The sequence below is a fragment of the Peribacillus kribbensis DSM 17871 genome, assembly GCF_000430765.1.
GTDB classification, from domain to species: Bacteria; Bacillota; Bacilli; order Bacillales; family DSM-1321; genus Paraperibacillus; species Paraperibacillus kribbensis.
On record NZ_AUMQ01000037.1, the window covers coordinates 53472 to 69307 of the forward strand.

Below are 15836 nucleotides of genomic sequence, written 5' to 3' on the forward strand. Positions count from 1 at the left end.
TTCTTCTATTTGCGGCGGGCAAAATCCACGAATCGGAATTTATCAGGCCGATGTCTGGATTCCGTGTATTGGAAGAGCCGCGCATCATCCAGATAGACATAGTTTTTTACGACTACAATATTGGAGTAGCCATCAAGGTTTAAATAGTTTCGATCTTCTTCAGTAGGCTCCTCTACCGTAATTTCCTTTTTGGCAAAGGAGATGGAAAGCCCGAGCTCTCCCTCGATATATTCATAAATGGAATTCTGGCAGATTTCTTCTGTCAGAATAGGTACAAGCTCTTCAACGAGAAAATCTTTATCCAGGATAATTTTTTCCCGGTCGATTTCCCTGACCCGCAGGACCTTCCATACATGCTGCCGGGAGGAGATCTTCATATTTTCCGCCAATTCTGCTGTCGGCTCTGTCAGGCTTAACTCCGCTACATGGGTCTTGGCGCGGTGTCCTATTTTGCGGGACACTTCCTTAAAGCTGACCAGGCCAGAAACAGGGAAGTCAAATTTGCTGATATCCAGGACAATGGAGCCTTTTCCCTGGACCTTGTGTATATAACCGTCCTCAGAGAGCATTTTGAGCGCTTTGCGGATCGTTTCACGGGAGCTGTTATACATTTCAGTAAGCTCATTTTCAGAAGGCAGGAGAGACCCTGCCTTGATTTCCTCGTTCTGAATTTTATCGGCAAGATCATCATAGACCTTAATAAATTTATTTCGCACCGTCATCACCAAGAAAATTGTATCATTATTTCTGAATATAATAAACGATGGATTCGAATGGACGCAGATGGACCCGCTCTGATAAAAGAGGAGCATCGGGATAATTGGCAATAAGGATGTCAGCATGGCTTTCGGCCTGCGGCAGATCCACGGTCACTTCTTTGTCAAAGAAGTTGTTGATCACAAGCAGCTTCTCGCACTTGTACTTTCTTTCATAAGCGAATACAGAAGGATGATCTGTAAGGAGCAGCGTGTAATTGCCGTAAGTGATAATATCCATTTCTTTGCGAAGCTTGATCAGCTTCTGATAATGATAGAAAATGGAGTCCCTGTCAGCCAGTGCTTGCTCCGCATTAATGGTTGTATAATTGCTGGCAGTACTGATCCATGGGGTGCCAGTGGTGAAGCCAGCCTGCTCGCTGCTGTCCCATTGGACAGGGGTCCTGGAATTGTCCCGGGAACGGCTCTTTATGATCTCCATGATCGTGTCCTCCTCCATGCCCCGGTCTTTCAGGATCTTGAAGTAGTTTAAGGTTTCCACATCACGGTAGTCTTCAATGGAGTCAAATTTAGGATTCGTCATTCCGAATTCTTCGCCCTGGTATACATAAGGAGTTCCCTGCATCATATGAATCACAGTTGCCAGCATTTTAGCGGATTCTTTATGATAGATGCCATCGTCCCCAAAGCGGGACACGATTCGGGGCTGATCATGGTTGCACCAGAATAAGGCGTTCCAGCCGCCGCCTTTTTGCATGTCCATCTGCCATTTTGAAAGAATCTGTTTAAGGGCAGGGAAGTCAAAGTTTGAGAGTGCCCATTTTTCCCCGTTCGGATAATCGACTTTTAGATGGTGGAAATTAAAGGTCATGCTCAGTTCTTTATTTTCAGGTTTTGTATACTGGATGCAATGGTCAATGGTTGTGGAAGACATCTCTCCAACCGTCATGCCGTCATATTTCGAAAAAACCTGTTCATTCATTTCGTGAATGAATTCATGGACTCTTGGACCGTCTGTATAGAACTTACGGCCGTCCGCAGGGAGAGATGAACCGTCATCATTCGGAAACTCCTGATTTTTGGATATCAGATTGATGACGTCCAGCCTGAAACCATCGACGCCTTTCTTGAACCAGAAATGCATCATATCATATATTTTCTGACGGAGCTCTTTATTTTCCCAATTCAAATCTGCCTGTGTAACATCAAAAAGATGCAGATAATACTGTTCGGTTTCCTTGTTATATTTCCAAGCAGGACCTCCGAATTTCGAAATCCAGTTCGCCGGTACGCCTCCATCTTCTGCCGGATCACGCCAGATGTAATACTCGCGGTACGGATTGTCCCTAGAGGACCTGGCCTCCTGGAACCATTCATGTTCAGTTGATGTATGATTGACCACAATATCCATGATAAGCTTGATGTCCCGGCGGTGGGCCTCCTCCAGCAGCTGCTCGAAATCAGCCATCGACCCATACTCCTCATGGATACTGTAATAATCACTGATATCATATCCATTATCCTTCTGAGGGGACTTATAAGGAGGAGTAAGCCACAGCACATCCACCCCAAGCTCTTTCAAATAATCAAGCTTACAGATAATCCCCTGCAAATCCCCGACACCACTGCCCGTCGTATCCATAAAACTCTTAGGATAAATCTGATAAACCGTCGACCTTCTCCACCATTCATTCATTTCTTTTATATCATTTATATCTTGCATATAGAGGCACCTCCATGTGGAAATGGGGACATACCCCATTTCCAAAGTTGATTTTCTTGCTAAATCGGGCGGAAAATGGGGTCAGACGCCATTTCCCAAAACGAACCATTGGCAAAGCGGAGGATCCGATTTGCCAATGTGTGCGGTATTTATAATCAGGCTTTTTGTTTTCTGAATTTGCCTAGGATAAATGTCAGTACGAACGGTACGACGAGAGCGATGGCCATTCCCACAAAGAATGGAGCCCATTTTTGTGGAACGATGGAGAAGAAGGCAGGAAGTCCGCCAACTCCAATGGACGGAGCCATAACTTTATTGACCGTGATGTAAACCGCCCCCAGCGCTGAACCAGTCATAGCCGCAAAGAATGGATAGCGGAAGCGCAGGTTCACCCCGAACATCGCCGGTTCAGTAACGCCGAGGAATGCTGAGATGGATGAAGACAAGGATAATCCTTTAACTTTTTCATCTCGTGTAATGAACATCATCGCAAGGGCAGATGATCCTTGTGCAATATTAGATAGTGCCACGATCGGCCATAGGAACGTACCTCCAATGCTTGCAATCAGCTGGAAGTCCACCGCAAGGAAGGTGTGATGCATCCCGGTAATAACCAGCGGACCATACAAGGCACCATAGATTAAGCCCCCGAGTGCAGGAACTTTGTCAAAAATTCCAGTAAACACATGTGTAATGGCGTTCCCAATTCCAAATGTAACTGGTCCGATGATCGTAAAGGCAAGGAATCCTGTTACAAGAAGGGCCACTGGTGCAACAACCAGTAATTTAATGGTATCCGGTGTCCGCTTATTTAAAAATGTTTCAATCTTTGCAAGCAGCAGCGAAGCAAAGAGAATCGGCAGGATCTGCCCCTGATAGCCGACTTTATTTACATGCCAGCCAAAAAGGTTCCATGTAGGGATTTTTCCTGCTTCCTTGGCCTCTGCATATCCCCAGGCATTCAGTAAGTCAGGGTGAACAAGGATTAATCCCAATACGATACCAAGGAGTGGGCTGCCGCCAAACCGCTTTACGGCTGACCAGCCGACAAGTGCAGGCAGGAACGTAAATGCCGTATTGGCAATAAGGTTGATAATGGAAGCGAAGTCTTTCCATTCTGAATGGACATCAACGAAGGATTTTCCATCATAAAAGATGCCTGAGCCAGTCAGAATATTGTTGATTCCCATTAATAAGCCGGCTGTTACGATAGCGGGAAGAATGGGTATAAAGATATCTGCCAGAGTCTTAATCGCTCTCTGTACAGGATTTAAATTTTTCTCTGCTGCTGATTTTGTATCTTCTTTGGTAGCGGTGCCAATCCCGGCAGCATCCACCATTTCGGCATAGACCTTATCAACAAGTCCCTGGCCGATGACGACCTGAAACTGTCCGTTGGCGGAGAAGGATCCCTTTACTACATCGAGGTCATCCAACTTCTGTTTATCTACTTTCTTTTCATCATGTAAAGCAAAACGAAGCCTGGTTACGCAATGTGTAGCAGAGGCGATGTTACCGCTTCCGCCGACAGCATCAACGATTTTCTCGGCGTCAAGACGATTATTGTTTGCCATTTCTAAACCCCCATCACAGATGTTGTTCATTTCCTATTTATTTACTTCCAAAAGGAAGCCATCAGAGCTTTGTTACTTGTATATACAGGATGTAACTGTTTACATCATAACTTGTATATACAAATCCGTCAATAGAAAAATTAAAACGCTTTCGCAAAAAAGTTCAGTCCTTTTTTTCATTCCTAGATCCCCTTTTTTAAGATTTTGCTATCGTATCAGCTCCAGGTGTTTGTTTAATAAATAGTCTTGTCCAGAAGGGAAATTGTAACTATTTGGCGAATATGTAGTTAATTTAGACCTGCTACAACAGGTTTTTAGACGGGGAGGAAAGTGGATATGGAACAATCGCAGGTTAAAATCGAAAAGATTTTAGATAATATTGCAAAAGTAATGATCGGAAAGAGACATGTGGCAGAGCTGAGCGTGGTGGCATTATTGGCAGATGGCCATGTTCTATTAGAGGATGTTCCTGGAGTAGGAAAGACAATGATGGTCAGGGCGCTTGCCAAATCCATCGGTGCAAGTTTTAGGCGGATTCAATTCACCCCGGACCTGCTGCCTTCCGATGTTACGGGAGTATCTATTTATAATGCAAAGGAACAGGAATTTGTATTCAGGCCGGGGCCGATCATGGGGAATATTATCCTGGCTGATGAAATAAATCGGACCTCCCCGAAGACGCAGTCTGCCCTGCTTGAGGGTATGGAGGAAGCGAGCGTTACGATTGACGGTGAAACCATGATTCTCGAGAAGCCATTCTTCGTTATGGCAACCCAGAATCCGATTGAATATGAAGGGACCTATCCTCTTCCAGAGGCACAGCTCGACCGATTTCTGCTGCGTTTAAAAATGGGCTACCCGGAAGCAGGAGAAGAAATGGAAATCTTAACAAGAGCCCAAGTCTCACCTCCCATTATCAACCTTCAATCTGTCATGGACATTGAAGATCTGAGAATGCTGCAGGAAGAGGTTAAAACGATTCATGTGGATGCGACGATCAAGCGGTATATCGTGGAACTGACAAATCGGACCCGGGAACACCGACATATCTTTTTGGGAGTCAGTCCAAGGGGTTCCATAGCCCTGATGAAAGCCTCGCAGGCATATGCCATGCTGAATGGGAGGGACTTTGTTCTTCCGGATGATGTACAATATCTTGCTCCATATGTATTCTCCCATCGGGTCATTCTCCGTGCCGATGCCAAGTATGAAGGATTAACCTCTGAGGATATTATCAATGAAATGGTGGCCAAAACACCGGTTCCCGTACAAAGGCTAGTGAACCATAAATGAGGAAAATCAAGAGATTGATGCTTATCCTGCTACCATACTTGCGTTTTTCTTTTCTTATCGTATTAATGATATCTGCCTTTTCATACGCCATGTTCCAAGGCGGCTTTGTCAGCTGGTTTCTCTTTTACAGCTTCCTTCCAGCCGCTTTATATTCCATTCTTCTTTTCCTTTATCCCATCAAGGATTTTTATGTAGAAAGGGAAATGGACCTTAATGAATGCAGGGCGGGGGATTCACTAAATGTCACTCTCCACATTCGAAGAAAGCTCCCATTCCCATTGTTTTTTATGGTTGTTGAAGAAGAGACCCCCGGAAAACTGAAGGAGTCAGGAGCTGCCGTTACAAAGGAAATGACGTTTCCCTGGTTCAAAAAAGAGTTCAGGGTAGAGCATTCATTTAAGGAACTTCCCAGGGGTGAACATGACTTCAGAATGGTGAAAATCAAGGTGGGCGACCCGCTGGGATTTATTGAAAAAGAAGCAGCCTTCCTGCTGAAGGATACGGTCCTGGTTTATCCATCCTATTATGAAATTTCCCTGAGCCAGTTCGGGGTTCAGAGGAACGAAGGCCAGCAGGCGGGAACTTCTGTCAGGATGCAGCGTGAGGTTTCCAACCTCTCAGGATTAAGGGAATACCAGCCGGGAGACCGTTTTTCCTGGATCAACTGGAAGGCAACTGCCAGGCGGAATGAAATCATGACAAAAGAATTTGAAGAGCAAAAAAATATGGACTTCCTTGTTTTATTGGACAATTCAAGAAGCGAAGGGTTTGAACCTGCAGTTTCCCTGACTGCTTCCATTGTTCATGCAGCCATTAAACGGGGCAGTCCGGTCGGTTTTTTTGTCCGGGGACTTATGGAACATCCACTGCCGGCGACTGGAGGTTCTGTGCAGAGGCAGAGGATTCTTCAATTCCTGGCAAAGGCGGAGCCGCGCAGGGACTCGCCGTTGGGGGCATTTGATCAGAAAAATGATGTGATACCTGCCAATTTAGGGATTGTCCTGGTTACCTCTCTTGTAACAGAGGAACTGATCAATGATGTTGCCAAAAGGAAACAATCGCGGAGTATCACCATCGTCTCCCTAAGGAAGGGGCCGGCTCTTTCAACCCAGGAGGTGAGGCTCCAGCATATGGGAGCCTTAAAGGGGATTCCTGTCCATTTCTTGGAGGGGGAATTTCAAAAATGGACTGAGGTGAGCGGAATATAATGATTACCTCTGTTAACAAGAAAAGCTTCGGATTCTTTCTTCTCTACTTTTTTGGATTCCTGGTTCTGAGGGAATGGGTGATTCCCCTTGGACAGCTGACTAATACAGGAAATTTGATTATTTTTATTCTGTTCATCGCGCTTTCACTTGCCCTTAAGTTTTTTGGGATATCTAGAAAAATAAGATATCCGGCAGCAGCCGTATATGTTGTTTTCGTCATCCATCATTTTTATTATAAGACCGATGTGCTCGTTGGCCCGTCCTGGGTCATGAAGTTCGGAAAAAGCATCTTGGCCAATATCGACAGCCTGCTGAAGAGACAGTGGTTTGGAATCTCGGATGATTTTAAAACCCTTCTGTTCTTTGTGCTTTTATATCTGATGACCTACCTCATTACCTACTGGCTTGTCATACGGAAAAAAATGCTGCTGTTCTTTCTTGCTACGGTCATTTATATAGCGATTCTTGATACGTTTACCCCGTATCATGCAGATCATCCCATCATCAGGCTGGTCATTGTCGGCTTTGGGATACTTGGAATGCAGACCTTTTATAGAGTAGTGGAAAAAGAAAAACTCAGCTTTTCGATTGCGTCCATGACCAGGTGGATGATCCCCTTAGTCTCCCTCATTGCTTTTTGTACACTGCTGGGATTTTCAGGTCCGAAGAAGAGTCCATCCTGGCCGGATCCGGTGCCGTACATTCAATCCTATTCAAATAAGGTAACCGGAAAAGAGACGGTGAATACGATCGGCTATGGGGAAAATGATGATAAATTAGGAGGAGCCTTTAAAGCAGATAACTCTGTCGTTTTCCGGGCACAGGCATCCATCCGGCATTACTGGAAGGTGGAAAGCAAGGATTTCTATACAGGGAAAGGGTGGGTGAACTCATCCATCGATTCGGATGCAGCAAGCATCAGACTGCCCCAGAATGAAAGCCTCTACTTTTTTACTTTGCCGAATAAAAAGAAAAGCTCTTTTAAAGCGACTGTGACAGTCAATATGAAGTATAAACATATTCCTTATCCTGAGCCCCTGGGCTTGACCAAAATCAGTACGAAGGAAGCCCAGTATTTTACCTTTGACGCAGAGAAAGAAAAAGTTCTGCCGAAAAAGGAGGATGACTCCTCTGCGCTCGTCAATAAATATACCATTTCCTACGATCAGCCAAGGTATGACGTGGGGGCAATGCAAAAAATAAACGGCGTACCAGTTCAAAGCCCGATCGATACGCATTACTTGCAGCTGCCGACAAATCTTCCTGGACGGGTAAGGACGCTGGCGATGGAGATTACAAAAGGAAAAACCAACTGGTTTGACAAGGCAAAGGCCATTGAAGATTACTTTGACCGGAGCGAGTTTGTCTACGATCAACAGAATGTTCCCTACCCAAAAGAAGATCAGGATTATGTGGACCAATTCTTGTTCGAGACCAAGAGTGGATATTGTGACAACTATTCCAGTTCCATGGTGGTGCTGCTGCGCTCCATCGGCATTCCTGCCAGGTGGGTCAAAGGGTATTCTGATGGAGAACTGGTTAATACGGGAGACAAGCAGAATACGTATGAAATTACCAATAACAATGCGCATTCATGGGTAGAGGTGGCATTCCCGGGAATTGGATGGGTTCCTTTTGAGCCTACAAAAGGGTTTGCAAATACAGCCCGTTTCGAATATCCCAATACCATGTCGAACCATGTGAACACTCCGGCGCCCAAGCAGGACGAGCGAAAGACTCAGCCGGTAAAACCAGAGGTGGAACGGGCGGAAAAGCCTGCTGCAAAAACACAAAGTCTTTTTGGCGGCGTCAAGGAGAAATGGGCCGGTCAAAAATTCTGGTGGCTGGCAGGATTTGCTGTCCTTGCAGCTGCGGGCTGGAGAATCTACAGCCGCAGGGGGAAATGGGTTCCCAAGCTTTACCTTTACCGGTATAGGAAATCAAGGGCAGCCGGCCTGGATTTGATCTACCCGATACTGTTAAAGGAGTTGAATCGATACGGATTAAAGCGGCCAGAGGGTCAGACTCTCCGGGAATATGCGGGCTATGTTGATTCATTCTTCCAGACGATGGATATGAAAAGGCTCACCACAGTCTATGAGAAGCTGATTTATAAAGGAGACACAAGCATCAGTGACTGGGGCGAGGTGCATGATATGTGGGAGAGAATGATGAAGAAAACTATAGCTTGACCAGTTTTGTGAAGAGTTGTTAAAATGATTTGGTATAATTTAATAGAAGCACTTCATATATCCTCGAAAATATGGTTCGCAAGTATCTACCAAATCACCGTAAATGATTTGACTATGAAGACAGATGAAAGAAGGCTGGAATTCTGTCTTTGTTTGCAAAATCCGTTTAATTTTTGCAACCAATTCAAACCCTATGTATGAGGTATACTCTTACAATTTGGGTTGGACAGAATTTCAGCTTTTTTTATAGTAGCTATTTTATTTAACAGCAAGTGTGAACGAAAAAACTAGTAGAGGTGACTGCTTTGCCAGGAAAATCAGAATTGCAAAATCAAGAGATGATTGTCGTGCTCGACTTCGGCAGCCAGTACAATCAGTTGATTACCCGGAGAATCAGGGAATTCGGAGTATACAGTGAGCTGCATCCCCATACCCTAACAGCAGAGGAAATCATGAAACTGAATCCTAAGGGCATTATTTTATCGGGTGGCCCGAATAGTGTTTATGATGAAAATTCCTTCCGATGTGATGAAAGAATTTTTGATCTGGGGCTGCCTGTGCTTGGAATCTGCTATGGCATGCAGCTGATGACCGTGCATTTTGGCGGGAAAGTGGAGCCTGCTAAGAACCGGGAATACGGAAAGGCGAATCTTCATGTTGAAAACAGAAGCACGCTGTTCAAGGACCTTCCTGAAGACCAGCTTGTCTGGATGAGCCACGGAGACCTTGTAGTAGAAGCCCCTGCAGGCTTTACTGTAGATGGGACAAATCCTTCCTGCCCGATATCAGCGATGAGCGATGAAAGCAGAAAGCTTTATGCGGTCCAGTTTCATCCGGAAGTCAGGCATTCTGTATACGGAAATGAGCTCCTTAAAAATTTTGTATTTGAAGCATGCGGATGCAAAGGCGACTGGTCAATGGAAAATTTCATTGAAATCGAAATGGAAAAGATCCGTACAGAAGTGGGAGACCGAAAAGTGCTTTGCGCACTCAGCGGCGGTGTGGATTCTTCCGTTGTGGCTGTTCTTATCCATAAAGCGATTGGCGACCAATTAACCTGTATTTTCGTGGATCATGGACTTCTTCGTAAGGGAGAAGCAGAAGGAGTTATGAAGACCTTTAGCGAAGGTTTTAATATGAATGTCATAAAAGTGGATGCGAAAGACCGTTTCTTAAGCAAACTCGAAGGAGTTTCCGATCCGGAGAAAAAACGAAAGATTATCGGAAATGAATTTATTTATGTATTTGATGATGAAGCGACTAAGCTTGAGGGCATCGACTTCCTGGCACAAGGCACTCTATATACAGATATCATTGAAAGCGGTACGGCTACAGCCCAGACCATTAAGTCTCACCACAATGTAGGCGGACTTCCTGAGGATATGCAGTTTAAATTGATTGAGCCTCTAAATACACTTTTTAAAGATGAAGTCAGAGCGCTTGGAACGGAGCTTGGCATTCCTGATGAAATTGTCTGGCGGCAGCCATTCCCGGGTCCCGGCCTTGGAATCCGTGTGCTCGGTGCTATTTCAGAGGATAAGCTTGAAATTGTCCGGGAATCAGATGCGATTCTCCGTGAAGAAATAAGCAAAGCTGGACTTGACCGTGAGATTTGGCAGTATTTCACCGTCCTGCCTGATATTCGCAGCGTAGGAGTCATGGGAGATGCAAGAACTTACGATTACACGATTGGAATCCGTGCAGTGACTTCGATTGATGGAATGACCTCTGACTGGGCAAGGATTTCGTGGGATGTCCTTGAATTGATCTCTACCCGGATTGTAAACGAGGTATCGCATGTGAATCGCGTCGTCTATGACATTACGAGCAAACCGCCGGCAACAATTGAGTGGGAATAAGCGAAACACGAACTATAAAAAAAATGAACGTGAAAACGTTCGTTTTTTTATTGACGTAGTACTTCTTTCCTGGTAGAATCAATTTGTAATCATAAAATAATTATCAAATTATGTCGTATAATATTGGGGATTGGCCCAAAAGTTTCTACCGAGCTGCCGTAACAGCCCGACTACGAGATAATGAAGAAAAAAGATGGTTCTATTCTTTTTTCCTTTTTATCGCATAGTCGCGCTCCGTACGGTAACCCTGACGGAGCGTTTTTTATTGCTTCGTGCGACAAAATGGAGGGAAGAACAGTGAGAAAATATTTTGAGTTTGACCAGCTGGGAACGAGTTATCGAAAAGAAATCATCGGCGGTCTTACAACATTCTTATCAATGGCCTATATCCTGATCGTCAATCCGCTGACCCTGTCTCTGGCAAGCATTAAGGATTTCCCGGATGCGCTGAGAATTGATTCGGGAGCGGTCTTTGTGGCTACGGCTTTAGCAGCAGCCATTGGTTCATTAATGATGGGAATCATCGCCAAGTTTCCGATTGCCCTTGCACCCGGCATGGGTCTGAATGCATTTTTTGCTTTCACGGTTGTTTTGACTTACAAGGTTCCTTGGCAGACGGCACTTTCAGGTGTCTTGGTCGCTGGTGTGATCTTTGTTCTGCTTTCTCTTTCTGGGTTCCGTGAAAAAATCATCAATGCCATCCCGACCCAGCTGAAGCATGCGGTTGGCGCAGGAATAGGTTTGTTTATAGCATTTATCGGCCTTCAGAGTGCACAAATCATCGTTAAAAATGATGCGACGCTCGTCAGTCTTGGAGATTTGACCAAGGGATCTACCCTGCTTGCGGTCTTTGGGATCTTTATTACTGTAATTCTGCTGACTAGAGGTTTGAATGCTGCCGTATTTATCGGTATGGTCATTACAGCGATTGTAGGGATGATCTTTGGGGTTATTGATCTGCCACATAAAGTGGTGGGTGCAGTTCCGAGTCTAAGCCCAACTTTTGGTGTGGCTTTTGAAGGGTTTTCTCATCCACATACCATCTTCAGCCTGCAGATGGTGGTTGTCATTCTTACGTTCTTGTTTGTAGCATTCTTTGATACAGCTGGTACCCTTGTTGCTGTTGCCCATCAGGCCGGCATCATGAAGGGGGAAGTGCTTCCACGGGCTGGAAGAGGCTTGTTTGCGGATTCTATGTCGATTGTAGTCGGTGCCATTCTTGGTACGTCTCCTACAACTTCTTATGTTGAATCAACTGCCGGGGTCGCGGCAGGAGCAAGAACTGGATTTGCATCCATTGTGGTCGCTATTTTATTCGTTCTGTCTCTGTTCTTCTTCCCGCTGCTATCGGTCATTACTGCTCCAGTCACAGCGCCTGCTCTCATTGTCGTTGGGGTGCTCATGGTCGCTTCTTTAAAAAATATTGAATGGGATCGTTTTGAAATTGCAGTGCCTGCATTTTTTACAATTATTGCAATGCCTCTAACCTACAGCATTTCTACAGGAATAGCGACCGGATTCGTTTTCTATCCGATTACGATGATTATAAAAGGCAGGGCCAAAGAGGTTCATCCTCTGATGTATTTCCTGTTTGTCATATTCCTGTGCTATTTCATTTTCTTAGTGTAATGTTTCTTCATCTTCACGGAATCCCTATGGATTCCGTGTTTTTTACTGATTACACGATATGTTCGGCCGATAAGGGAGAAATATTGTGGTTGATTTATACAGTATGTTTGACTAACATGTATAATCATAGTCGAATGAGGTATGGACATGGAAAGCATACGAGTTAAAAAGGTACTCAACAATAATGTTCTCATCGCCGAGCACCCCTCTTATAAAGAAGCTGTTATGATCGGAAAAGGCATAGGATTTAACCGGAAAAAGGGAGACGCGATCCCTTCCCGGGCAGCTGAAAAAATGTTTGTGCTGAGAAGCGAGGCAGAGCAGGAAAACTATAAAAAACTCCTGCCTTTTATAGATGAACAGATTTTATCTGTTATCATTGAAGCCATCGAACTGATTAAAGAAAGGGCAGAAGGAGAGTTAAACGAACATATCCATGTTGGTTTAACAGACCACTTAACGGTCACCATCAACCGGATTAAAGACGGTGTCCACATCAGCAACCCGTTCCTTGCTGAAACGAAGACTCTTTATCCCTTTGAGTTTGGTATTGCAAAAGAGGTAACGGAATTGATAGGGGCGAAAACAGGAGTTCAGCTGCCTGATTCGGAAACCGGTTTCATCACCCTTCATATCCACAGTGCCATAACAAACAAAAACCTTTCTGAAGTAAACCAGCACTCACAATTAATGACATCTCTTGTGGAAGTGATCGAGGAACAGCTTGAGGTGAGTATAGATAAAGAGAGCATCGATTATATCCGGTTGATCCGGCATCTTCGCTTCGCCATAGAACGAGTGATTCTAGGAGAAAAGGTAGAAGAACCGGAAAAAATCACTTCCTTATTGCAATTGGAATATCCTATATGCTACAATCTAGCGTGGAAACTCATTAAAATTATGCAAAATGTCCTGAAGAAGCCTGTGTTTGAGGCAGAAGCGGTTTATCTCACCATGCACCTTCTAAGGATACAGCGGAACAAATAATAATCTATACGTGTTACTGACTCGATCAGGCATGAGTATAAAAAATCATTAGTTTTGCAATCTTATGGATAGAAGTATCCGGAAGACTGCAAATATTAAGGTTTATATACTCATGCCTTTTTTATTTTGTTCTATCATTTGCAACCGTTTTATCTGAGTGCAAAAAAATAAATGGAGGAGATCTCATGTTTAAAAAAGCATTTGGGGTGCTGCAAAAAGTCGGTAAAGCTTTAATGCTCCCGGTTGCGATTTTACCTGCTGCAGGAATACTGCTTGCAATTGGTAACGCCCTTCAAAATCCAGTGCTTTTGGATATAGCGCCATTTTTGCATAATCATGGTGTTAAGGTTATTGCTTCGGTCATGGAAGGGGCCGGCGGAATTGTATTTGATAATCTCGCCCTTCTATTTGCTGTTGGAGTTGCTGTCGGCTTGGCGGGCGGTGAAGGAGTTGCCGGACTTGCGGCCATTGTCGGGTTCCTGATCATGAATAAGACAATGGGGACGGTACTAGGTATTGATGCCAGTGATCTTAAAGGACATATGGAATATGCCAGTGTGCTTGGAATTCCTACTTTGCAGACAGGTGTATTCGGGGGGATCATCATCGGGATTCTGGCCGCTACGATGTATAATAAGTTCTTTGAAATTGAAATGCCATCATATCTCGGCTTCTTTGCCGGAAAACGTTTTGTGCCGATTGTTACGGCTGCAAGTGCGGTGGTTCTTGGTTTACTCATGATCGTCGTATGGCCGCCGATCCAATCAGGCCTAAATGCGTTCTCAAATAATATGGTAAACGCCAACCTCACACTTTCCGCGTTTATCTTTGGTGTGATTGAGCGTGCGTTAATCCCGTTCGGGCTTCATCATATCTTTTATTCTCCGTTCTGGTACGAGTTCGGAAGCTATACGAACAAGGCGGGCGACCTGGTCCGTGGAGACCAGCGGATCTTCATGGAACAGATTAAGGACGGAGTGCAGAATCTCACTGCCGGTACGTTCATGGCAGGTAAATATCCGTTCATGATGTTCGGACTGCCAGCGGCAGCCCTTGCCATCTACCATGAAGCGCGTCCGGAAAAGAAAGCGATGGTTGCGGGAATCATGGGCTCTGCAGCTTTAACTTCTTTCCTTACAGGTATTACAGAGCCGATTGAATTTTCTTTCTTGTTTGTAGCTCCGATATTATTCGGTATTCACGCAGTCTTTGCGGGATTATCCTTCATGGTTATGCATTTGTTGGATGTTAAGATCGGTATGACCTTCTCCGGAGGTTTGATCGATTACATCTTATTCGGTCTCATTAACCCGCAGACACATGCATGGCTTGTTATTCCTGTAGGTATCGTATTTGCTCTGATTTATTACTTTGGTTTCCGTTTTGCCATCCGGAAATTCAACCTGATGACTCCAGGGCGTGAAGAGGATGAAGGAGCAGGTGAGGAAACAGGCAATGCTCCAGCCAGAGGCGAACTTGCTGCAGGAATTCTGGATGCAATGGGCGGACAGCAGAACATCGCCCATTTAGATGCTTGTATTACCCGTCTTCGTGTATCAGTAAATGATGCCAAACAGGTCGATAAAGATCAGCTTAAAAAGCTGGGAGCTGCAGGTGTGTTAGAGGTTGGGAATAATATCCAAGCCATCTTTGGTCCGCGTTCTGAAACGATCAAAGGCCAGATGAAGGATATAATGAGCGGTAAAACACCACGGACTGCTCCGGCACCATCGCCAGAAAAAGAAGTAAAGAAGCAAATTGAAGAAGTAAACCCAGCTGAACTTCGGAATGAAGTAAAGGATGAGGGGATTGTATCTCCTTTAAAAGGCGAGCTTATTCCAATCAGTGAGGTTCCAGATCCGGTCTTTGCTGAAAAGATGATGGGTGACGGCTTTGCGATTATCCCATCAGAAGGAACCGTGGTTTCACCTGTTAATGGTACAATCGTCAACTTGTTCCCAACCAAGCATGCGATCGGCATTGAGTCTGAAGGCGGCCGTGAAATTCTAGTCCATTTCGGTATTGATACCGTTAAGCTTGAAGGCAAAGGCTTTGAAACCCTTGTATCGCAGGGGGATAAAGTGACAGCTGGACAGCCGCTGCTTAAAGTGGATCTTGACTATGTAAAAGAGAATGCTACTTCTACTATTACTCCAATCGTATTTACCAACCTAAAGGGCGGAGAAGAAGTAACTCTTAAGAAAACAGGCAATGTCGACTTAAAAGAAGAAGATATTGTTTCTATATAATCATGTAGAGGGAGCTGCTATGCGGCTCCCTTTTGTATATAGTCACGCGAAGGGCTGCTCTTCTCGTTTAAAAGGAATTGATAAGGACGGATGCTGGGGGAAGTCAACCCAAATACATTCACGCTTTTTAATTAAAGAAGGCTATTAATATAGAGAGAATGAACTGCATTATGAAGGGAGAAAGAGCTAAGTGGAAAAAGGTGTTGACTTAGTTAGTCAGCCCGTGATAATATTAGAAAGCTGTTCGAGAGACAGTGATGATCAACCAGACAGTTTTAAAAGATATTGACTTGTTCATCTGAACATGATATACTAATTAAGTTGTCGTTGAGATATTGACTATTCTTGACCAACACGAACTGCTCTTTGAAAACTGAACGAAACAAGACGCCAACGTTATTTTCTT

At 44.6% G+C, this 15836-nt stretch carries 10 protein-coding genes and 2 riboswitches; of the genes, 7 read left to right on the forward strand and 3 right to left on the reverse strand.

Annotated features, from left to right (window positions below):
- Positions 1 to 5: 5 nt before the first annotated feature.
- From treR to treP, 3 genes are all read right to left on the reverse strand, one after another.
- On the reverse strand, positions 6 to 716 hold the full coding sequence (treR, locus tag H539_RS0108045; protein ID WP_026693091.1) for a trehalose operon repressor: 711 nt from the start codon (positions 714 to 716) through the stop codon (positions 6 to 8).
- A 25-nt stretch (positions 717 to 741) separates the two neighbouring features.
- Positions 742 to 2439, reverse strand: coding sequence for an alpha,alpha-phosphotrehalase (treC, locus tag H539_RS0108050; RefSeq protein WP_281171404.1), 1698 nt, complete (start codon positions 2437 to 2439; stop codon positions 742 to 744).
- 155 nt (positions 2440 to 2594) lie between these two features.
- Entirely contained in the window at positions 2595 to 4013 is a 1419-nt protein-coding gene (gene treP / locus H539_RS0108055; RefSeq protein WP_026693093.1) for a PTS system trehalose-specific EIIBC component, read from the reverse strand.
- Between the two features lie 336 nt (positions 4014 to 4349).
- Between treP and H539_RS0108060 the strand changes: the two genes are divergently transcribed.
- The 7 genes from H539_RS0108060 to ptsG all read left to right on the forward strand — a co-directional run bounded on the left by H539_RS0108060 (position 4350) and on the right by ptsG (position 15430).
- A complete protein-coding gene (locus H539_RS0108060; protein ID WP_026693094.1) occupies positions 4350 to 5306 on the forward strand; it encodes an AAA family ATPase in 957 nt (318 codons plus the stop codon).
- Entirely contained in the window at positions 5303 to 6514 is a 1212-nt protein-coding gene (locus H539_RS0108065; RefSeq protein ID WP_026693095.1) for a DUF58 domain-containing protein, read from the forward strand. Before H539_RS0108060 ends, H539_RS0108065 begins: the two co-directional genes overlap by 4 nt.
- Positions 6514 to 8706 (forward strand): DUF4129 domain-containing transglutaminase family protein, encoded by a 2193-nt coding sequence (locus H539_RS0108070; protein WP_026693096.1) that lies wholly within the window; start codon positions 6514 to 6516, stop codon positions 8704 to 8706. Before H539_RS0108065 ends, H539_RS0108070 begins: the two co-directional genes overlap by 1 nt.
- 33 nt (positions 8707 to 8739) lie before the next feature.
- Positions 8740 to 8841: riboswitch (purine riboswitch) on the forward strand.
- 170 nt (positions 8842 to 9011) lie between these two features.
- Positions 9012 to 10565 carry a glutamine-hydrolyzing GMP synthase gene (gene guaA / locus H539_RS0108075; RefSeq protein WP_026693097.1) on the forward strand — a complete coding sequence of 518 codons (1554 nt, stop codon included), beginning with the start codon at positions 9012 to 9014 and terminating at the stop codon, positions 10563 to 10565.
- A 93-nt stretch (positions 10566 to 10658) separates the two neighbouring features.
- A riboswitch (purine riboswitch) is annotated at positions 10659 to 10758 on the forward strand.
- Positions 10759 to 10862: 104 nt separating this feature from the next.
- Positions 10863 to 12194, forward strand: a complete 1332-nt coding sequence (locus H539_RS0108080; RefSeq protein WP_026693098.1) for an NCS2 family permease — start codon at positions 10863 to 10865, stop codon at positions 12192 to 12194.
- A gap of 147 nt (positions 12195 to 12341) precedes the next feature.
- A complete protein-coding gene (glcT, locus tag H539_RS0108085) occupies positions 12342 to 13181 on the forward strand; it encodes a glucose PTS transporter transcription antiterminator GlcT (RefSeq protein WP_026693099.1) in 840 nt (279 codons plus the stop codon).
- 185 nt (positions 13182 to 13366) lie between these two features.
- Positions 13367 to 15430 carry a glucose-specific PTS transporter subunit IIBC gene (gene ptsG / locus H539_RS0108090; RefSeq protein WP_026693100.1) on the forward strand — a complete coding sequence of 688 codons (2064 nt, stop codon included), beginning with the start codon at positions 13367 to 13369 and terminating at the stop codon, positions 15428 to 15430.
- The last annotated feature ends 406 nt before the right edge of the window (positions 15431 to 15836 follow it).